17 protein-coding genes are annotated in these 18712 nt (G+C 71.9%); 12 read left to right on the top strand and 5 right to left on the bottom strand.

What is annotated here, in order from left to right:
* Positions 1 to 200: 200 nt before the first annotated feature.
* From ACZ7L7_RS14295 to ACZ7L7_RS14320, 6 genes are read left to right on the top strand one after another with little or no spacing between them, the layout of a single operon-like run.
* Positions 201 to 1595, top strand: coding sequence for an ATP-binding protein (locus tag ACZ7L7_RS14295; RefSeq protein ID WP_285512602.1), 1395 nt, complete (start codon positions 201 to 203; stop codon positions 1593 to 1595).
* Positions 1592 to 2014 carry a roadblock/LC7 domain-containing protein gene (locus ACZ7L7_RS14300; RefSeq protein WP_093723189.1) on the top strand — a complete coding sequence of 141 codons (423 nt, stop codon included), beginning with the start codon at positions 1592 to 1594 and terminating at the stop codon, positions 2012 to 2014. The genes ACZ7L7_RS14295 and ACZ7L7_RS14300 overlap by 4 nt, the downstream gene beginning before the upstream one ends.
* On the top strand, positions 2011 to 2373 hold the full coding sequence (locus tag ACZ7L7_RS14305; protein WP_285512603.1) for a DUF742 domain-containing protein: 363 nt from the start codon (positions 2011 to 2013) through the stop codon (positions 2371 to 2373). The genes ACZ7L7_RS14300 and ACZ7L7_RS14305 overlap by 4 nt, the downstream gene beginning before the upstream one ends.
* Complete coding sequence (locus ACZ7L7_RS14310; protein WP_453608211.1) at positions 2345 to 2953, top strand: GTP-binding protein; 609 nt, start codon at positions 2345 to 2347, stop codon at positions 2951 to 2953. Before ACZ7L7_RS14305 ends, ACZ7L7_RS14310 begins: the two co-directional genes overlap by 29 nt.
* Complete coding sequence (locus tag ACZ7L7_RS14315; RefSeq protein WP_285512605.1) at positions 2950 to 4188, top strand: cytochrome P450; 1239 nt, start codon at positions 2950 to 2952, stop codon at positions 4186 to 4188. Before ACZ7L7_RS14310 ends, ACZ7L7_RS14315 begins: the two co-directional genes overlap by 4 nt.
* The gene (locus tag ACZ7L7_RS14320; RefSeq protein WP_285512606.1) at positions 4185 to 5420 is read left to right on the top strand and encodes a cytochrome P450 family protein; all 1236 of its coding nucleotides are present in this window, start codon (positions 4185 to 4187) and stop codon (positions 5418 to 5420) included. Before ACZ7L7_RS14315 ends, ACZ7L7_RS14320 begins: the two co-directional genes overlap by 4 nt.
* A 129-nt stretch (positions 5421 to 5549) precedes the next feature.
* Here the strand turns inward: ACZ7L7_RS14320 and ACZ7L7_RS14325 are convergent, their stop codons facing one another.
* The gene (locus ACZ7L7_RS14325) at positions 5550 to 7037 is read right to left on the bottom strand and encodes a helix-turn-helix domain-containing protein (RefSeq protein ID WP_472075942.1); all 1488 of its coding nucleotides are present in this window, start codon (positions 7035 to 7037) and stop codon (positions 5550 to 5552) included.
* A 178-nt stretch (positions 7038 to 7215) separates the two neighbouring features.
* Here ACZ7L7_RS14325 and ACZ7L7_RS14330 point away from each other — a divergent pair, with 178 nt between their 5' ends.
* From ACZ7L7_RS14330 to ACZ7L7_RS14340, 3 genes are read left to right on the top strand one after another with little or no spacing between them, the layout of a single operon-like run.
* Positions 7216 to 7836 (top strand): L-threonylcarbamoyladenylate synthase, encoded by a 621-nt coding sequence (locus ACZ7L7_RS14330; protein WP_285512608.1) that lies wholly within the window; start codon positions 7216 to 7218, stop codon positions 7834 to 7836.
* 40 nt (positions 7837 to 7876) lie between these two features.
* Positions 7877 to 8632 carry a dienelactone hydrolase family protein gene (locus ACZ7L7_RS14335; protein ID WP_471429655.1) on the top strand — a complete coding sequence of 252 codons (756 nt, stop codon included), beginning with the start codon at positions 7877 to 7879 and terminating at the stop codon, positions 8630 to 8632.
* Between the two features lie 27 nt (positions 8633 to 8659).
* The gene (locus ACZ7L7_RS14340) at positions 8660 to 9439 is read left to right on the top strand and encodes an SDR family NAD(P)-dependent oxidoreductase (RefSeq protein ID WP_285512610.1); all 780 of its coding nucleotides are present in this window, start codon (positions 8660 to 8662) and stop codon (positions 9437 to 9439) included.
* A gap of 6 nt (positions 9440 to 9445) precedes the next feature.
* On the opposite strand, the gene ACZ7L7_RS14345 is transcribed toward ACZ7L7_RS14340, so the two are convergent.
* Positions 9446 to 10051 (bottom strand): HAD family hydrolase, encoded by a 606-nt coding sequence (locus ACZ7L7_RS14345; protein WP_472075945.1) that lies wholly within the window; start codon positions 10049 to 10051, stop codon positions 9446 to 9448.
* 21 nt (positions 10052 to 10072) lie between these two features.
* Entirely contained in the window at positions 10073 to 11254 is a 1182-nt protein-coding gene (locus ACZ7L7_RS14350) for an MFS transporter (RefSeq protein WP_472075947.1), read from the bottom strand.
* A gap of 99 nt (positions 11255 to 11353) precedes the next feature.
* Here ACZ7L7_RS14350 and ACZ7L7_RS14355 point away from each other — a divergent pair, with 99 nt between their 5' ends.
* Positions 11354 to 12115, top strand: coding sequence for a DeoR/GlpR family DNA-binding transcription regulator (locus ACZ7L7_RS14355; RefSeq protein WP_285512760.1), 762 nt, complete (start codon positions 11354 to 11356; stop codon positions 12113 to 12115).
* Positions 12116 to 12119: 4 nt separating this feature from the next.
* On the opposite strand, the gene ACZ7L7_RS14360 is transcribed toward ACZ7L7_RS14355, so the two are convergent.
* Both ACZ7L7_RS14360 and argG read right to left on the bottom strand, forming a co-directional pair.
* Positions 12120 to 14513 carry an excinuclease ABC subunit UvrA gene (locus tag ACZ7L7_RS14360; RefSeq protein WP_285512614.1) on the bottom strand — a complete coding sequence of 798 codons (2394 nt, stop codon included), beginning with the start codon at positions 14511 to 14513 and terminating at the stop codon, positions 12120 to 12122.
* A 276-nt stretch (positions 14514 to 14789) separates the two neighbouring features.
* Positions 14790 to 16235: an argininosuccinate synthase gene (gene argG / locus ACZ7L7_RS14365; protein ID WP_285512615.1), complete on the bottom strand. Its 1446-nt coding sequence runs from the start codon at positions 16233 to 16235 to the stop codon at positions 14790 to 14792.
* Positions 16236 to 16379: 144 nt separating this feature from the next.
* Between argG and ACZ7L7_RS14370 the strand changes: the two genes are divergently transcribed.
* Both ACZ7L7_RS14370 and ACZ7L7_RS14375 read left to right on the top strand, forming a co-directional pair.
* Positions 16380 to 17183 (top strand): MHYT domain-containing protein, encoded by an 804-nt coding sequence (locus ACZ7L7_RS14370; RefSeq protein ID WP_285512616.1) that lies wholly within the window; start codon positions 16380 to 16382, stop codon positions 17181 to 17183.
* A gap of 20 nt (positions 17184 to 17203) precedes the next feature.
* Positions 17204 to 18703 (top strand): metallophosphoesterase family protein, encoded by a 1500-nt coding sequence (locus ACZ7L7_RS14375; RefSeq protein ID WP_285512617.1) that lies wholly within the window; start codon positions 17204 to 17206, stop codon positions 18701 to 18703.
* The last annotated feature ends 9 nt before the right edge of the window (positions 18704 to 18712 follow it).

Below are 18712 nucleotides of genomic sequence, written 5' to 3' on the forward strand. Positions count from 1 at the left end.
GTTTTCGTTGAATCATCAACTCCCTGTAGCCGTATGGCAATTCAGACAGTCGGTGCAGAAGTGAACAGAGGGCAGGCAGAATCGGAGCGAAGTACCCATCGACCGTGCGAGAACGGTCGATGACGGTGTGTACTGTGCTCCGAGCGCCTCGTCAGGGGGCCTCTCAGTCACCCCTGCCCACTTCCCTGGATACCGATTCGATGATCGAACTACCGGACCTGGCCGTCGGTGGACTCGCCTTCGGCACACTGTCCGCGCTCGCCCTCGGCGGCGGGCTGCTCCGGTCCAGACGGCAACGGGCCGCGCAGCGCGACGAGATCGCCGCGCTGCGGGCCCATCTCGACGGCGTGGTCCAGACGTTCGCCGCGGAGGTCGAGCACCTGGCGGCCAAGCGCATGCCGGCCGCCGCCCGCCGCCTCGCACACCCCCATGTCACCGTGCCCGGCCCGCTGGAGCTCCGTACGGCCGGATCCTCGCTCGGCATGGCGATGGAGAACGTCCTGGAGCAGCTCCGCGTCGAACTCACCGCGCAGCACGTGCGCGTCGACGCCGCCGCCCAGGCCGGCATGCGCGGCGCCACCCGTGAGATCCAGGCCGCCCTCTACCGGCTCCAGGACGCCCTGCGCGGACTGCAACAGCGTTACGACGACCCCGAGTTGGCGCAGACCCTGTTCGAACTCGACCACGAGAACGAGCAGTCGCTGCGGCGCGCCCAGGTCGCCGCGGTGGTGTGCGGGGCCTGGGTGGGGCTGGCCCGCGAGGAGTCCCACCTGGTCGACGCGGTGACCGGGGGGCAGGCCCGGCTGGCCGGGTACCACCGGGTCAGGGTCAACAACCACCTCAAGCCGGGCACCGCCCTGGTCTCGCACGCCGTCGAACCGGTCGCGATCATCGTCGCCGAACTGCTCGACAACGCGCTTCGCCACTCGGCGCCCGACACGGACGTCATCGTGAACCTCGAACACGTCCACCACGGCGCCTGCGTCACCATCGACGACGCCGGCCTCGGCATGACCCAGGACGAGCGCGACCGCGCGCAGCGCATGGTGGCCGGTTCCGAGCCGATCCTGCTCACCGACCTCGGCGACCCGCCGCGCATGGGGCTCGCCGCGATCGGCCAGCTCACCCGGCAGTTCGACCTCACCGTCGACCTGTCCTCGCCGTCCCCGTACGGCGGCGTCCGGGCGGTCCTGCGGGTCGACAGCCACCTACTGACCACCATCGACCCCGAAGCCCGGCCCCCGGCCGCCGCCGCGCCCCGGCCCACGCCCCGCGCGACGCCCGAGCAGGCGCCCGCCCCGAGCAGGGCCCACGCCTACGTCGCCGAACCCGACGACACCCCGGCGGCCACCGACCACCACGCCACCCGGACCGCCCCCGACGGCCTGCCCCAGCGCCGCCGCCGCACACGGGTGGCCGCCGCGGCGGACGTACCCGAACCGCGCACACCCGCCCGGCCCCCCGAGGAGGCCGCCGCCGCGCTCGGCGCGCTCCAGGCGGCCACCGCCGCGGCACGCGAGAACGCCGCCGTCACCGACCACGACAGTGAACGCACCACCGCACAGGACGACCACGAAGGGGGAACGGCCCGATGACCGGCCGCGAAACAGGAGACACGGCATGGGTCCTGGACCCGATCCTCCAGGTGCCGCACGTCGTGGCCGCGGTGCTGCTCACCCGGGACGGCCTGGTCACCGGGTACACCGACGCCCTCAGCCAGGCGTCCGCCGAGCGGGTCGCCGCCATCACCAGCACCGTGCAGGGCGCCTGCCGCACCGCGGCGGCCGCCTTCGCCGACCGGGAGCGCGCCGAGGTGCGCCAGGTCGTCATCGAGTCGGACCACGGCTATGTACTGATCGTGCCGACCGACCACGGCACCTGCGTCGCCGCCTACGGCGACAGCGAGGTGCGCCTGGACCTGCTCGCCCACCGGGTGCACTCCCAGGTGGCGCGGCTCGGTGAGAAGACGATGGCCGCCGCGCCCAGAGGCACCGACGGCGGCGCGCCGGCATGAGCCGCCGCCCGGGCGGCCGTCCGCTGGTCCCCGCGTATCTGTCGACCGGCGGCGTGGCCCGGCCGAGCCGTCCGCACCTGGAACGGCTCTCGGTGCTCACCGGCAGCGGCGAACCCGCGCCGCCCGGACTGCCCGCCGCCGAACTCGCCCTGCTGGAAGCCCTGGACGGCGGCTCCCTGACGGTGGTGGAGGCCGCCGCACACCTGCGACTGCCGGTCTCCGCCGTGCGGGTCCTGGCCGGAGCGCTGCTGGACCGCGACCTGGTCCTCGCCCGCGCCCCGATCCCGCCCGCCGAACGCTTCGACCCCGACCTGCTGAAGAGAGTGGCCGATGGCCTTCGCGCCCTCAAGCACGACTAGCGGCATGCACCTGCCCGAAGGCGCCCGCGACCTGGTGAAGATCCTGGTCGCGGGCCCGTTCGGGGTGGGCAAGACCACGCTGATCGACTCCGTGTCCGAGATCCGGCCCCTGCACACCGAGGAACGGCTCAGCGAGGCGTCCGTCCCGGTCGACGACCTGGCCGGCATCCGCGAGAAGGCGACCACCACGGTCGCCATCGACTTCGGCCGCATCAGCCTCAACGGCGGGATCGTGCTCTATCTGTTCGGCACGCCCGGCCAGGAGCGGTTCCGCTCCCTGTGGGAGGACATCGCCTACGGGGCACTGGGCGCCCTGGTCCTGGTGGACAGCCGCCGCATCGACGCCTCCTTCGACGTGCTCGGCCTGGTGGAGGAGAGCGGACTGCCCTACGCCGTCGCCTTCAACGCCTTCCCGGACGCGCCGAGCCACTTCACCGAGGACCAGTTGCGCGCCGCGCTGGACCTGGAGCCGGACACACCGATGGTGACCTGCGACGCCCGCGACACGAACTCCTCCGTGGACGCGCTCCTCGCGCTGGTCCAGCACCTGATCGACCGCCACCCCCCGGAGACCCGGTGACCACCTACCCCACCGCCCAGCAGACCTTCTCCCGCTCCGCGCCCGTGCGGCTGTGGGAGGACGGCTTCGCCCTGGACCCCTACCGCTACTACGCCGACCTGCGCGCCCAGGGCCCCATCGGCTGGGGCGAGCTGGCGCCCGGCGTGCCCGCGTACGTCGTCACCGACCGGCGGGCGGCGCTGGACCTGCTGCACGACACCGAGACGTTCTCGCACGATCCGCGTCCCTGGGAGTCCACGGTCGCCGACGACTCCCCGATCCTCGGCATGATGCGCTGGCGGCCCAACACCCTGTTCGCCGACGGCGCCGCGCACGTGCGCTACCGCACCGCGCTGCTCGACGCCTTCGACCGGGTGGAACCGCACGACCTGCGGGCCCGGGTCCACCACGCGGTACGGCTGCTGGTCGGCAGGTTCGGCCCGCGCGGTGAGGCGGACCTGGTGGGCGACTTCGCCCGGCCGCTGATGGCGCTGGTGTTCAACAACCTCTTCGGTCTGCCCGACAGCCAGAGCGACCGGCTCAACGCGGCGCTCGGCAAGATGATGGAGGGCGGCGCCGAGGCCGCCCAGGGCGAGGCCGAGTTCGGCGGGTACGTCCTGGAGCTGATCGCCGCCAAGGCCGAGCGGCGCGGCGAGGACCTGCCGAGCTGGCTGCTGGACCATCCCGCCGGGCTCACCCCGGAGGAGGTCACCTGGCAGGTCTTCCTCACCCTGGGCGCCGGGCACGAGCCGACCGCGAACCTGGTCTCCAACGCGCTCTCCCGCATCCTCGGCAACCCCTCCTACTACTCCACCCTCACCAGCGGGGCGCGCCCCGTGATGGACGCCGTGGTGGAGGTGCTGCACCACGAGACACCGCTGGCCAACTACGGCATCCACTACGCCCGCACACCGGTGAGCTTCCACGGCACGTGGATCAGGGCCGCGGTCCCCATCGTCATCTCCTACGGGGCCCTCGCGCACGCCGCCGAGCGGGAGCACGGCGGCCGGCACCGCCCCGGGGACGCCTCCCATCTGTCCTGGTCGGCGGGGCCGCACGCGTGCCCGGTCAAACAGCACACGCTGCTGATCGCGACCGAGGCGATCGAACGGCTCACCCAGTGGCTGCCCGATCTGCGACCCGTACTGCCGCGCGAGCGCCTGACCTGGCGACCGGGTCCGTTCCACCGTTCGCTGACCTCGCTGCCCGTGCGGTTCAGCCCCCGCTCCCCCGATCTGCCTGGAGGCCCCTCGTGACCGTGACCGACCGCGCCGAACGTTTCGCCCTGGACCCGTTCGGCTCCGACATCCCCGGCGAGTCGGCCCGGCTGCGCGCCCTCGGCCAGGTCGTGCCCGTCGAACTGCCCGGCGGCATCCCGGCCTGGGCGCCCAGCGACTACGCCACCCTCAAGCAGCTGATCCTCGACCCACGGGTCAGCAAGGACCCGCGCAAGCACTGGCGGCTGTGGCCGGAGGTCGGTGAACACCCGTCCTGGGGCTGGATCCTGGGCTGGGTCGGCGTGGTCAACATGCTCTCCACCTACGGCCCCGACCACACCCGGCTGCGCAAGCTGGTGGCGCCGAGCTTCACCCAGCGGCGCACCGAGGCGATGCGGCCGCGGGTGGAGGCGATCACGGCGGAGCTGCTGGACAAGGTGGCCGCGTCCGGCGCGGAGCGGGTGGACATCAAGGCGGCGTTCGCGCACCCGCTTCCGCTGCGGTTCATCTGCGAACTGTTCGGTGTCCCGGACGCGTTGGTGCCGGACACCACCCGGCTGATCGCGGCCATCATGGACACCTCGGACCCGTCCCCCGAGCACGCCGCGTTCGTGCAGCAGCAGATCGGCACGGTGCTGCCCGCGCTGATCGCCCACCGCACCGAACACCCCGGGGACGATCTGACCACCGAGCTGATCCGGGTGCGCGACGAGGACGGCGACCGGCTCAGCGACGAGGAGCTGCTGTACACGCTGCTGCTGGTGATCGGCGCCGGGTTCGAGACGACCGTGAACCTGATCGGCAACGCGGTCGTGGCCCTGCTGCGCGACCCGGCGCAGCTGGCGGCGGTACGCGAGGGGAAGGTCGGCTGGGAGGCGGTCGTCGACGAGACGCTGCGCGTCCACCCCTCCATCGCCTCGCTGCCGCTGCGGTTCGCGGTCACGGACGTGGAGGTCGGGGGCGTCACGATCCCGGCCGGGGACGCGATCATCACGACGTACGCCGCGGCGAACCTGGACCCGGCGCACTACGGTCCGGACGCGGACAGCTTCGACGCGGCGCGCGGGGCCGACGACCATCTGGCGTTCGGGATCGGTGTGCACCGCTGCATCGGGGCGCCGCTGGCCCGGATCGAGGCGCTCACCGCGCTGCCCGCCCTGTTCGAGCGGTTCCCGGGGCTCCGTCTGGCGGTGGACGCCGGGGAGCTGAAGCAGGTGCCGTCGTTCATCGCCTTCGGGTGGCAGGAGATCCCGGTGGTGCTGGGCGGATGACGGGCATGGCTGGGAACGCGGGGGTCGACCGGTCCCCCGTTCCGGTCGCGCCCCCGCGGCTCGTCGAAACTACGTGGAGGCCTGGGTGCTTGTGAACCGTGTTGATGCCCGCTGCGCGGGGCTCGTGGCTCACCTGTGCACAAGTGAGTCCGATTCGTCCTGGTCCACTCCGCGCAGGGCGGGCTGAGCGAGGTCACCGCAGGCCAGGTGCGCGAGCACGACCTCGTACAGGTCGCCGCCTCCGGCGAGGAGCTGCCGTTCGAGGACGGGTTCGGCGGCGCGGACGTGTTCGCGCACGGTCTGGGCGTGGAAGCCCAGGGTCTGGGCGGCGCGCTCGGCGTTGCCGCCCGCCGCGATCCAGGTGCGCACCGTGCGGCGCAGGTCGCGGCTGTCGGTGGCGAGGCGGGCCAGCAGGTCGTTGGCCCAGGCGCGCAGGGCGGCACCGGTGAACAGGTCGGCGGTGTCGGCGGGCGGGGCGCCGGGCGCCCGGTCGGGGTCGTGGACGGCGCTCTCGTGGGCGTTGAGGGCGAGGTGGACGACGGCGCGCGCGGTGAGGTCGGTGAAGTCGGTGCCGAGCAGGGTCTCCGCGCGTTCCATCCGGGCGCGGACGGTGTTGCGGCTGACGCCGAGGACCTTGGCGGCGCTGACGGCGGTGAACTCCAGGCCGAGCCGGGTGGTGGCGAGCAGTTCGGCACGGGTGTGGTGGGGCAGCCTGTCGAAGGGCCGCAGCACCCGGGCGGTCCACTCCCGCAGGGCGGCGGGGTCCAGCAGCCGCTCGGGGTGTGTGCGCTCGGCGTAGACGGCGGCCTGGTCGGGCCGGAAGTGGGCGACGGCGAGCGCGCTGACGGCCTGCCCGTACGCGGTGGCGGTCCTGGCGAGGCTCTGCCGGGCGCTGCCGCCGAGGAAGACCCGGGGCCGGGACTCGATCAGGGACCGCAGGGCACCGGCCACGCTGTCCCGGGGCGTCATGACGATCACATGGCCGTCCATCGCCGGGCACCGCACGACCAGGGCCTGCTCGGCCGTGGTGTGCAGACACTCCTCGGCGAGCCGGTCACGCTCCTCGGGACTGCTCTCCACTACGTAGACACAGGCGGTGTCGGTGTCCAGCAATCCCGGCCACAGCCCCGCGGCGACCCGCCGGGCGGAGACGGTGTCCTCGACCATCAGCAGCTGGAGAATCGCCAGCCGCAGGTCGGAGGTGGCCCGCTCCAGCCGCCGCTCGGACTCGGTGCCCTGCCGTGCCCGGAGCAGCAGCTCAAGCCCCTGCACGGTACGCGTGACGATCTCGGAGTCCCGCCGCCCGAACGGCGCGGTGCGGGAGACGGTGACCACCCCGGCGGGGCCGCTCAGCCGGACCATCCGCAGATGCCGCCCCTGCCCCTCCCAGGCGGCGGAGGCGATCCGCCCGGCGACGACATCCCCGAGCAGCCCCTCGAACGGCCCGGAGTCCAGCTCGGTCCCCGCGACCACGGCACCGGTGTCGTCGTGCAGACACACGGCACCGCCGACAGCGTCCGCGAGCCAGGCGACGACCTGCCGCACGCCGCTCCCACCGGGCCGCAGCAGGTCCAACAGCTCCCGCTCCCAGCCCCACCCGTCGCCCCTGCCACCCACCTTCGGCCTTCCTCACGCTTGAACCGCTTCCGTACCGCCCCGGGACGCTACCGCACGCCCCCGCGCCGGTCACCAGCGAACCGGCCCCGGCACGCTGCGGGGCCGGCCCAGAGGAAGGCAGGTTACGGCGCACCCCGCCCTGCGTGTCCAAATCCCGTCGAGGGCATACCCTCGGCGGATGGCCAAGTACTTCGATGTGCACCCCGACAATCCGCAGCCGCGCATCCTCGCGCAGATCGCCGACAGTATTCGGGCCGACGCGTTGATCGCTTATCCGACGGACTCCTGCTACGCGCTGGGCTGCCGGCTCGGCAGCCGGGACGGAACCGAACGGATCCGGGCGATTCGCAAGCTCGACGACCGGCATCACTTCACGCTGGTGTGCCAGGACTTCGCGCAGCTCGGGCAGTTCGTGCAGATCGACAAGGACGTGTTCCGCGCGATCAAGGCGTCCACGCCGGGCAGTTACACCTTCATCCTGCCCGCCACCCGTGAGGTGCCGCGCATGCTCCAGCACCCGAAGAAGAAGACGGTCGGTGTGCGTATCCCCGCCCACGGGGTGACCCAGGCGATCCTCGCCGAGCTCGGCGAGCCGCTGCTGTCCAGCACCCTCCTGCTGCCCGACGAGGACGAGCCGATGACGCAGGGCTGGGAGATCAAGGACCGTCTCGACCATGTGCTGGACGCGGTCGTCGACTCCGGGGAGTGCGGTACCGAGCCCACCACGGTCATCGACTTCTCCGGCGGCGAGGCCGAGATCATTCGGCGCGGCGCGGGCGACACCTCCCGTTTCGAGTGAGGGCGTACGCCCGCACCCCCACCCGTGCCACGATGATCACATGATCGCCATTCAGGGAAACACCGTCGAGATCCTCACCGAGGACGGCACAGCCGACGCCTATCTGGCCCACCCCGACGACGGAGCCCCCCACCCGGCGGTGCTGTTCTACATGGACGCCTTCGGGCTGCGCCCCCAGGTGCGCTCCATGGCCGACCGGCTCGCCGGGGAGGGCTACACCGTCCTGGTGCCGAACCTGTTCTACCGTCACGGCCCCGCCCCCGTGGTGGAGTTGCCCGAGTTCATCGACGCCTCCGCCCGCGAGCGGATCTTCGAGAAGCTCCCGCCCCTGGGACAGATCCTGCCGCCCGCCGTCGCCATGCGGGACGCCGGCGCGTACCTGCGGTGGCTCGCCCAGAACGCGCACGTCGCCGACGGGCCCGTCGCGCTCACCGGCTACTGCTTCGGCGCCCGTCTGTCCCTGCTCACCGCCGGGACCTACCCGGAGCGGGTCGCCGCGGCGGCCGGGTTCCACAGCGGGCCGCTGGCCACCGACGACCCCGACAGCCCGCACCTGGTCGCCCACCGCGTCACCGCCGAGCTGTACTTCGGCCACGCCGACAACGACCCCTCCATGCCCGTGGAGCAGCAGAAGCGGCTGGTGGACGCCCTCAGCTCGGCCGGCGTCCGGCACCGCTGCGAGGTCTACGAAGGCGCCACCCACGGGTTCACCATGGCGGACACCGCCGTCTACGACCCGGAGGCGGACGCCCGCCACTGGGCGGCACTGCTGGACCTGCTCCGGCGTACGTTCTGAGCGGGACGTTCGCTTAGGGTGCGGTCCATGACCGCACGGGACTATCTCTCCGAACTGTTCTCCCTCGACGGCCGGGTCGCCCTGGTGACCGGCGGCAGCTCCGGTATCGGGCGGGCCATCGCCGGGGCCCTGGCCCGGGCGGGCGCGAGCGTCGTGATCGTCGCCCGCCGGGAGAAGGAACTGACCGCGGCCGTGGACGAGTTGACGGCCGACGGCTGCCGCGCCGCCTGGGTGAGCGCCGATCTGAGTACCCGGGAGGGTGTACGCGAGGGCGCCGAGGCGGCGGCCGCCGTGTTCGGGGAGCCCGACATCCTCGTCAACTGCGCCGGGATCAACCTGCGTCCGCCGATGAACGACCTGGACGACGAGGTCTGGGCCACCACGATGGCCGTCAACCTGGAGGCGCCGTATCTGCTGGGACAGCGCTTCGGGCCCGGCATGGCCGAGCGCGGCTTCGGGCGGATCATCCACGTCACCTCCCAGCAGGCGCACCGCGCCTTCGTGCAGAGCGGCGCCTACGGCGTCTCCAAGGGCGGTCTTGAGTCGCTGGCCCGGTCGCAGGCGGAGGCCTGGTCACCGTTCGGCGTCACCTGCAACACGCTGGTGCCGGGGTTCGTGCTGACGCCGCTGAACGCGCGGCTGCAGGACGACCACGAGAAGGTGGCGGAGCTCGCGGCGCGCACGATGCTGGGCCGCAACGGGCTGCCCGAGGACTTCGAAGGCGCGGCGGTCTTCCTCGCGAGCCGCGCCTCCGCGTACGTCACCGGGCATTCGCTCTTCGTGGACGGCGGGTTCTCCGTCCACTGAGCGCGCTCACCCCGCGGCGATCACCGCCGCCAGCGCCTCCTGGTCCGTGAACACGTGTCCGCGCATGCCCAGCGCCTGCGCGGCGCGCACGTTCTCCTCCCGGTCGTCGACGAAGAGGAAGTCGGCCGGGGCGGCCCGCAGCGCGGTCACACAGTGCAGGAAGGCCGCCGGGTCGGGCTTCGCCACCTTGATCCTCCCGGAGAGGGCCACGAGGTCCAGCTCGTGCAGCCAGGGCTGCGCCGCGAGGAAGGCGTCCGCGTGGTCCGCGGGGATGTTGGACAGCAGGGCGACCTCGGCGGTCTCGCGCAGGGACCGTACGTAGGCGACCATCCGGCCGTCGACGCGGGACCAGCTGTCGATGTCGGTGAGCCGCAGTTCCTCGACGGTGTCGGGATCGGCGGGTCGGCAGAGGCGTCCGAGTACGGCGGTCCAGTACTCGGTCGCGGAGAGCCGTCCGGCGTCGTAGGGCGGACGGCAGGCCCAGTACGCGGCGGTGAAGTCCTCGGTGGGGGCCTGGCAGCGGGCGGCCATCTTCTCCTGGGCGCCGGGGCGTTGGTGGCGGGCGATGACGCCGAAGAGGTCGAACAGGACGATCCTGCGGGCGGTGGGCATAAGAGGGGGTCTCCGGTTCGTTCAGTGGCTGCTCGTCGCCGTCTCGCGGGCGGGGACGGGTGCCGGGCGCAGGACTCCCGCCGCCACCGCGGTGACCGCGCACATCAGGGTCAGCAGCACGAAGGTGTGGTTCAGGGCGACGAGGTGGGTCAGCCAGCCGATGACGGCGGGACCGGCGAGCATGCCGACGTAGCCGAGTCCGGCGACCCGCGAGACGTTGGCGCCCGCGGCGGCGGGGTCGGCGTGTCCGGCCGCGCTGAACAGTTGCGGGACACAGCCCGACAGACCGAGACCGAACAGCGCCCAGCCCACGAACGCGGCCCACCCCCACGGCGCGAGCGCCACGGTCGTGATGCCGACGGCGGCCGTGACCGCGCCGTGGCGCAGTACCGCCATCGAGCCGAACCGGGCGGCGACCCGGTCAGCGAGGAGCCGGCCGATGGTCATCGTCGCCGCGAAGGTGCCGTACGCGAAGGCGGCGACGCTCGCGGGCGCGTCGAGGACGTCCTTCAGGTGCAGCGCGCTCCAGTCGTTGGCGGCGCCCTCGCACAGCATCACCAGCAGGGCCAGGACGGCGAGGATCCAGATACGGCTCCCGGCGGTGCTCTTGGCCTCCGGCGTGTCGTCGGCCGGAGCCGGCGGCGCCACGGTCTCCAGCAGGGCGCGGGTCCAGCCGAGGGCGATCACGACGGTGAGCGCTCCCACGGCGGCCATGCCCGCGACGGGACTCAGACCGGCGGCCGCCACGCCCGCACCGACGAGTGCGGCGATGACGCCGCCGACGGAGAAGGTGGCGTGGAAGGCGGACATGACGGGGCGGCCGTAGGCCTTCTCCACGTGGACCGCGTGGGCGTTCATGCTCGCGTCCAGACAGCCGTTGCCGAAGCCGAAGAGCAGCAGGGCGGCGCCCAGTGTCCACGGGTCGCGGGCCAGGCCGGGCAGGACCAGGGTGGCACCGCACAGGACCCCGGTGGCGGGGACGACGACGCGCGCTCCGAGCCGGTCGGTGAGCCGCCCGGCCGCCTGCATGCCGGTGAAGGCGCCGAGGCCCAGCAGCACCAGGAGTCCGCCGAGGGTGGCGTGGCTGATGTCCACGCGGTCCTCGACGGCGGGGATGTTGACCACCCAGGTGCCCATCGTGGTGCCGCAGAGAACGAAGTAGACGAAGGTCGCCACTCGGGCGGAGCGCAGCGAATGTTCCATGACCGCCACCGTAATGAACGCACTACATGTTTGAACACTGGCGATTCGCACACATTGCGTGTTCGTTTTGGCTGCGGTTGAATCTCCGGCATGAGCGGGATGAGCAACACGGAGCGGCACGGGGTCATCGCGCAGGCCGTGCGGGAGGCGGGCCGGTGCTCGGTCCAGGAGCTGGCCGCGCTGACCGGCGCCTCGGAGATGACGATCCGGCGCGACCTGGACGCGCTCGCCGCCCAGGGCGTCCTGGAGCGGGTCCGGGGCGGGGCGCGCACGCTGCTGCTGCGCGGCGAGGAGCCGCCGTTCGCGCTGCGCGCGCACGACGCGATCGAGGCCAAGCGGCGTATCGCGGCGGAGGTGTCGAAGCTGATCGCCGACGGGGAGACCGTCCTCCTGGACAGCGGCACCACCTGTCTGGAACTGGCCCATCTGCTGCGCGAGCGGCCGGTCACGGTAATGGCCCTGTCCCTGCAGTCCATCCAGGTGCTGGGCGACGGCCCGGCCCCGGTCCGTCTGATGGTGCCCGGCGGCCAGCCGAGGGCCGCCGAGGGAGCCCTCACCGGCCCCCTCACCCTCGCCTCCCTCGCGGCGCTGCGCTTCGACACCGCCGTGATCGGCTGCTGCGGGCTGAGCGCGGCCGAGGGGGTGACCGCCTACGACCTGGACGACGCGGCGGTGAAGAAGGCGGCGATCGCCTCCTCCCGCCGGGTCGTCGCCGCCGCCGACGGCAGCAAACTCGGCCACACCGCCTACGCCTGGGTCGGCCCCGCCACCGAGCTGCACACCCTGGTCACCGACGCCTCCGCGCCGGCCGACGAGGTTGCCGCGCTGGCGGCCGCCGGGGTCGTGACCCGGGCCGTCTGAGGCGTCAGGCGCCGACGTACTGCGCCAGGTGCTCCCCGGTGAGGGTGGAGCGGTCGGCGACCAGATCGGCGGGCGTGCCCTCGAAGACGACCTTGCCGCCGTCGTGACCGGCACCGGGGCCGAGGTCGATGATCCAGTCGGCGTGCGCCATGACGGCCTGGTGGTGCTCGATGACGATCACCGACTTGCCGGAGTCCACCAGCCGGTCCAGCAGGCCGAGCAGTTGCTCCACGTCGGCGAGGTGGAGTCCGGTGGTCGGCTCGTCGAGGACGTAGACGCCGCCCTTGTCGGCCATGTGCGTGGCGAGCTTCAGCCGCTGCCGTTCACCGCCGGACAGGGTGGTCAGCGGCTGGCCGAGGGTCAGGTAGCCGAGGCCCACGTCGGCGAGCCGGGTCAGGATGGTGTGCGCGGCCGGGGTGCGGGCCTCGCCCTCGGCGAAGAACTCCCGCGCCTCGGCCACCGACATCGCCAGCACCTCGGCGATGTCCCGGCCGCCGAGCCGGTACTCCAGCACCGAGGGCTGGAACCGCTTGCCCTCGCAGTCCTCGCACGGCGTGGCCACGCTCTGCATGATCGCCAGGTCGGTGTAGATGACTCCGGCGCCGTTGCAGGTGGGGCAGGCGCCCTCGGAGTTGGCGCTGAACAGGGCGGGCTTGACGCCGTTGGCCTTGGCGAACGCCTTGCGGATCGGGTCGAGCAGTGAGGTGTAGGTGGCGGGGTTGCTGCGCCGGGAGCCGCGGATGGGGCTCTGGTCGACGGAGACGACGCCCTCGTCGGCGGGGATGGAGCCGTGCACCAGCGAGCTCTTGCCGGAACCGGCGACGCCGGTAATGACGGTGAGCACGCCGAGCGGGATGTCGACGTCGACGTTCCGCAGGTTGTTGGCGGTGGCGCCGCGGATCTCAAGTACGCCGGTCGCCTCGCGCACCGTGTCCTTCAGCTTCGCCCGGTCGTCGAGATGGCGTCCGGTCACGGTGCCGGAGGACCGAAGGCCGTCGAGGTCGCCCTCGAAGCAGACGGTGCCACCACCCGAACCGGCGCCGGGACCGAGGTCGACGACGTGGTCGGCGATGGCGATGGTCTCCGGCTTGTGCTCGACCACGAGCACCGTGTTGCCCTTGTCGCGCAGCCGCAGCAGCAGGTTGTTCATGCGCTGGATGTCGTGCGGGTGCAGGCCGACGGTCGGCTCGTCGAAGACGTAGGTGACATCGGTGAGCGAGGAGCCGAGGTGGCGGATCATCTTCACGCGCTGCGCCTCGCCGCCGGACAGCGAGCCGGAGGAGCGGTCCAGGGCGAGATAGCCGAGGCCGATCTCCACGAAGGAGTCCAGCGTCTGCTGGAGCGCGGTCAGCAGCGGCGCCACCGACGGCTCCTTCAGGCCGCGCACCCACTTGGCGAGGTCGCGGATCTCCATCGCGCAGGCGTCGGCGATGGAGATGCCCTTGATCTTGGAGCTCCGGGCGCCCTCGCTGAGCCGGCTGCCGTCGCACTCGGGGCACGTGGTGAAGGTGACGGCACGCTCCACGAAGGCCCGGATGTGCGGCTGCATGGCCTCCTTGTCCTTGGACAGGAAGGACTTCTGGATCTTCGGGATGAGGCCTTCGTAGGTGAGGTTGACGCCGTTGACCTTCACCTTCATGGGCTCGCCGTAGAGGAAGGAGTGCATCTCCTTCTTGGTGTACCGGCGGATCGGCTTGTCGGGGTCGAGCAGGCCGGACTGGGCGTAGATGCCGACGGTCCAGACGTTGTCCGACTTCCAGCCGGGGATGGTGAAGGCGCCCTCGGAGATCGACTTGGAGTCGTCGTAGAGCTGGGTGAGGTCGATGTCGGTGACCTTGCCGCGGCCCTCGCAGCGGGTGCACATACCGCCCGTGCGCTCGAAGGTGGCCTTCTCGGCCTTGGTCTTGTCCCCGCGCTGCACGGTGATCGCGCCGCTGGCCTTCACCGAGGCGGTGTTGAAGGAGTACGCGCCGGGCGGGCCGATGTGCGGCTCGCCGAGGCGGCTGAAGAGGATGCGCAGCATGGCGTTGGCGTCGGTGGCGGTGCCCACGGTGGAGCGCGGGTCGGCGCCCATGCGCTGTTGGTCGACGCTGATCACGGTGGTCAGGCCGTCCAGGACGTCGACCTCGGGCCGGGCCAGGTTCGGCATGAAGCCCTGCACGAAGGCGGGGTAGGTCTCGTTGATCAGCCGCTGCGACTCGGCGGCGATGGTGTCGAAGACCAGGGAGGACTTGCCGGAGCCGGAGACGCCCGTGAACACCGTCAGCCGGCGCTTGGGGATCTCGATGTCGACGTCCTTGAGATTGTTCTCGCGGGCTCCGTGCACACGGATCATGTCGTGGCTGTCGGCGATGTGCGGCTCGGGCGACTTGGTGTTCGTCCTGGTGGCCCTGCTCATCGTGTCTCCCTCGTGGGATCGCCCGGCCGGAGCTGACCGGCTTGGAACAGTACGTCAAGGTGTACTTGATCGCCGCCGGAATGGGTGGCGGTTCAAACCAGGTGCCACGCTATCCACTGCCGGGGGCCCGGCGCTTCTCCGTTCCTGATCGGCTCGGCCCGGATGTCCGGTCGGCGCGGCCCGCATGTCCCGTCGGCGCGGCCCGGACGCGGAACGCGGCGCGGGCGGGTTCCCCTGCCAGGGGAACCCGCCCGCGCCGCGTGCGAGCGGTGTCCGTCAGTCGGTGCCGAACTCCATGGCCGCGTGGTCCAGCAGTTCCTCGTCGCTGTCCGGGCCCTTGCCGACGGAGGCGATGGCCTCGGCGCCGCCCTCGGTCAGGGCGCCGATCAGGCTGGTCGTACCGGGGGTCTCCACGGCGGCGGCCGCCGCGGTACCGACCATGCCGAGCCCGGCGTAGAGCTCCAGCTTGGTTCGGGAGTCGGCGATGTCGAGGTTGCGCATGGTGAGCTGGCCGATGCGGTCGACGGGACCGAACGCGGCGTCCTCGGTGCGCTCCATGGACAGCTTGTCCGGGTGGTAGCTGAAGGTCGGGCCGGTGGTGTCGAGGATCGAGTAGTCCTCGCCGCGGCGCAGCCGCAGGGTGACCTCGCCGGTGACGGCCTGGCCGACCCAGCGCTGCAGCGACTCGCGGATCATCAGCGCCTGCGGGTCCAGCCAGCGGCCCTCGTACATCAGCCGGCCGAGGCGGCGGCCCTCGTTGTGGTACTGGGCGAGGGTGTCCTCGTTGTGGATCGCGTTGACCAGGCGCTCGTAGGCGGCGTGCAGCAGCGCCATGCCGGGCGCCTCGTAGATGCCGCGGCTCTTGGCCTCGATGATCCGGTTCTCGATCTGGTCGGACATGCCGAGGCCGTGCCGGCCGCCGATGGCGTTGGCCTCCATCACCAGGTCGACGGCGGAGGCGAACTCCTTGCCGTTGATGGTGACCGGACGGCCCTGCTGGAAGCCGATCGTGACGTCCTCGGTGGCGATCTCCACCGAGGGGTCCCAGAACCGCACGCCCATGATCGGCTGCACGGTCTCCAGGCTGGTGTCCAGGTGCTCCAGGGTCTTGGCCTCGTGCGTGGCGCCCCAGATGTTGGCGTCGGTGGAGTACGCCTTCTCCGTCGAGTCACGGTAGGGGAGGTCGTGAGCGAGCAGCCACTCCGACATCTCCTTGCGGCCGCCCAACTCGGTGACGAAGTCGGCGTCGAGCCAGGGCTTGTAGATCCGCAGGTGCGGGTTGGCGAGCAGGCCGTAGCGGTAGAACCGCTCGATGTCGTTGCCCTTGAAGGTGGAGCCGTCGCCCCAGATCTGGACGTCGTCCTCCATCATCGCGCGGACCAGCATGGTGCCGGTGACCGCGCGGCCCAGCGGGGTGGTGTTGAAGTACGCCCGGCCGCCGGTGCGGATGTGGAAGGCGCCGCAGGTCAGCGCCGCCAGGCCCTCCTCGACCAGCGCCGCGCGGCAGTCGACCAGACGCGCGATCTCGGCGCCGTAGGTCTTCGCGCGGCCGGGCACCGACGCGATGTCGGGCTCGTCGTACTGGCCGATGTCGGCGGTGTACGTGCAGGGCACGGCACCCTTGTCGCGCATCCAGGCGACCGCCACGGAGGTGTCGAGGCCCCCGGAGAAGGCGATCCCGACGCGCGAGCCGACGGGGAGGGAGGTAAGCACTTTGGACATACGCAGAAGTATGCACGACAACGCATGAACATGCAACGCCCTCGTCGGGGACCGGTCCGGACCAGTAGCAGGGCTTGCTTCACAGGGGTCGCACAGCGTAAACCTTTCACCTCAACCGGCCTTTGCTCTGGGGGGAGTTGGCGCGTGGAGGGGACGGTCGACGGGTTCCGGTACGGGGTGGTGACCCCCGTGGCGGCCTTTCTGATGGCCTGCTCAGGAGGGGCGCTCGGGCTGCGCTGCATCGTGCGGTCGCTGATCGACGAGGAGACATGGAAGACCGGCTGGCTGGCGCTGGGCGCCACGTCCATCGGGTGCGGTATCTGGACCATGCACTTCATCGCCATGATCGGCTTCCAGGTCGAGGAGACGCGGGTCCGCTACGACGTCACCCTGACAGTGCTGAGCCTGGCCGTGGCGGTCGTGGTGGTGGGTATCGGCGTCTTCATCGTGGGCCGCCGGGGCGCGAGCCCTGCCACGCTCACGTTCGCGGGCGTGGTCACCGGGCTCGGGATCGCGGCCATGCACTACCTCGGCATGGCCGCGCTGCGGCTCGGCGCGGACATCCGCTACGACATCCTCACCGTCCACCTCTCCGTCCTGATCGCGATCGGCGCGGCGACCGCCGCCCTGTGGGCGGCGGTGACGGTGCGGGGCTTCCTGGCGAGCCTCGGGGCCAGCCTGGTGATGGGCCTGGCCGTGTCCGGGATGCACTACACCGGCATGGCGGCCGTGAAGGTGCATCTGCACAGCTTCGCGGAGCAGGGCACCTGGGCGGGCGACTCCCCGACCTCCCTGCTGCTGCCCATGCTCATCGGCCCGGTCGTCTTCCTTGGGCTCGCGGGCGTGGTGGTGATGTTCGACCCGGGGCTCGTCGCCGGCGACGGCAAGGGCGGCGGCACGGACGGCCGACAGACAGTCAGGAGCGGTTCCCCGCACGCCCGTTCGTAGATCGTTGTTACGGTGCACGGGTGTCTGAATCCTCACGCGATACCGCCGAAGGAGCCGGCTGGGGAACCGCGGAACGCGGCACCTACCGGCGGTTGATGCCCCCCGACGTCAAGCGGATCTCCTGGCTGGACCCGCGGATGCTGTGGGCGGCCCGCAACGGCGTGCTCGCCTCCTGGTTCGGCGATCCGACCGGACGGACCCGCGCCCGCTGGACGGCGCAGCGCACCGCGGCCGGGGCGCCCGCGGACAAGGTGATCCGGCGCTCCGACCCGGACACCTTCTCCTTCCTGGTCATCGGGGACACCGGAGAGGGCGGCGAGCCCCAGTACGCGGTGGTGCCGGGGCTGTTGAAGGCGGGCGAGGGCACGAGCTTCGCGGTGCTGGCCAGTGACGTGATCTACCCGGTGGGCAGCGCCGACGACTACGCCGACAAGTTCTTCCGCCCCTACCGGGACTACCGGGCGCCGATCTACGCGATACCCGGCAACCACGACTGGTACGAGGACCTCGGCGCCTTCATGCGCGTCTTCTGCGACGCCCCGCCACTGGAGCCCGAACCCCGCCCGCGCCCGCTGACCCGGGCCTGGCTGCGCTCCCTGCTGTGGCACCGGCCGCGCCGCACGGACGGCCAACACCTGTACGAAGCCCGCACGTTGCGCTCCGCCCCGGCACAACAGACCGTCCAGCCCGGCCCGTACTGGGCGATCGACGCCGGACCGGTGCGCCTGATAGGCATCGACACCGGGCTGCTCGGCACCCTCGACGCCGAGCAGGGCGCCTGGCTGCGCGAGGTCTCCCGCGACCCCCGCCCCAAGATCCTGATCACCGGCTCACCGCTGTACGTGGACGGCGAGCACCACCCGTGCCCGATCGAGGGCGGCGGTACGGTCGACGACATCGTCCGCGACCCGGCGCACCGCTATGTGGCGGCGATAGGCGGCGACATCCACAACTACCAGCGCTATCCGGTGCGGGTGGGCGACCGCACGATCCAGTACGTCGTGTCGGGCGGCGGCGGCGCGTTCATGCACGCCACCCACACCATCCCCCGCGTCGACGTGGCGGGGGTGACCGAGGCGGACTTCCGCTGCTACCCGCTGCGCGGCGACTCCCTCGCCTTCTACAGCGCCCTGTACGGCCGACGGCTGCGCCTGCGCCGCTTCTTCACCGTCAGCGAGGCCGAGGCGGCGGCCGTGGTCGCCGAGCGCCTGGGCATCCCGCTCACCCGGTCGCAGCGGACGTCCGCCCGGGTCACCCGGCGCACCCGGGTGGTGGCGAGCCTGCTGGGCGCGGGCCGCCGCCCCGACCGCACCGCCCGGCTGCGGCTGCCAGTGCGCAAGATCCACACCTCGCTGTTCTCGCCCGGTTCGGCGACCTACAGTCCGCCGTTCTTCAAGTCCTTCCTGCGCGTGGACGTCTCCCCGGAGGCGGTCCGGCTGCGCTGCTGTGCGGCCACGGGCAACCGGGCTCACGAGATCGAGCCCCCGGTGGAGGACGAGGTGACGATTTCTCTCGCCTGAGCGGAACAG

The sequence above is a fragment of the Streptomyces sp. NPDC110618 genome (genome assembly GCF_055657065.1).

Coding starts and splice junctions, on each gene's coding strand:
- ACZ7L7_RS14295 (WP_285512602.1), top strand. CDS start 201: ATGATCGAACTACCGGACCTGGCCGTCGGTGGACTCGCCTTCGGCACA.
- ACZ7L7_RS14300 (WP_093723189.1), top strand. CDS start 1,592: ATGACCGGCCGCGAAACAGGAGACACGGCATGGGTCCTGGACCCGATC.
- ACZ7L7_RS14305 (WP_285512603.1), top strand. CDS start 2,011: ATGAGCCGCCGCCCGGGCGGCCGTCCGCTGGTCCCCGCGTATCTGTCG.
- ACZ7L7_RS14310 (WP_453608211.1), top strand. CDS start 2,345: ATGGCCTTCGCGCCCTCAAGCACGACTAGCGGCATGCACCTGCCCGAA.
- ACZ7L7_RS14330 (WP_285512608.1), top strand. CDS start 7,216: ATGGCCAAGTACTTCGATGTGCACCCCGACAATCCGCAGCCGCGCATC.
- ACZ7L7_RS14335 (WP_471429655.1), top strand. CDS start 7,877: ATGATCGCCATTCAGGGAAACACCGTCGAGATCCTCACCGAGGACGGC.
- ACZ7L7_RS14340 (WP_285512610.1), top strand. CDS start 8,660: ATGACCGCACGGGACTATCTCTCCGAACTGTTCTCCCTCGACGGCCGG.
- ACZ7L7_RS14345 (WP_472075945.1), bottom strand. CDS start 10,051: ATGCCCACCGCCCGCAGGATCGTCCTGTTCGACCTCTTCGGCGTCATC.
- ACZ7L7_RS14350 (WP_472075947.1), bottom strand. CDS start 11,254: ATGGAACATTCGCTGCGCTCCGCCCGAGTGGCGACCTTCGTCTACTTC.
- ACZ7L7_RS14355 (WP_285512760.1), top strand. CDS start 11,354: ATGAGCAACACGGAGCGGCACGGGGTCATCGCGCAGGCCGTGCGGGAG.
- ACZ7L7_RS14360 (WP_285512614.1), bottom strand. CDS start 14,513: ATGAGCAGGGCCACCAGGACGAACACCAAGTCGCCCGAGCCGCACATC.
- argG (WP_285512615.1), bottom strand. CDS start 16,235: ATGTCCAAAGTGCTTACCTCCCTCCCCGTCGGCTCGCGCGTCGGGATC.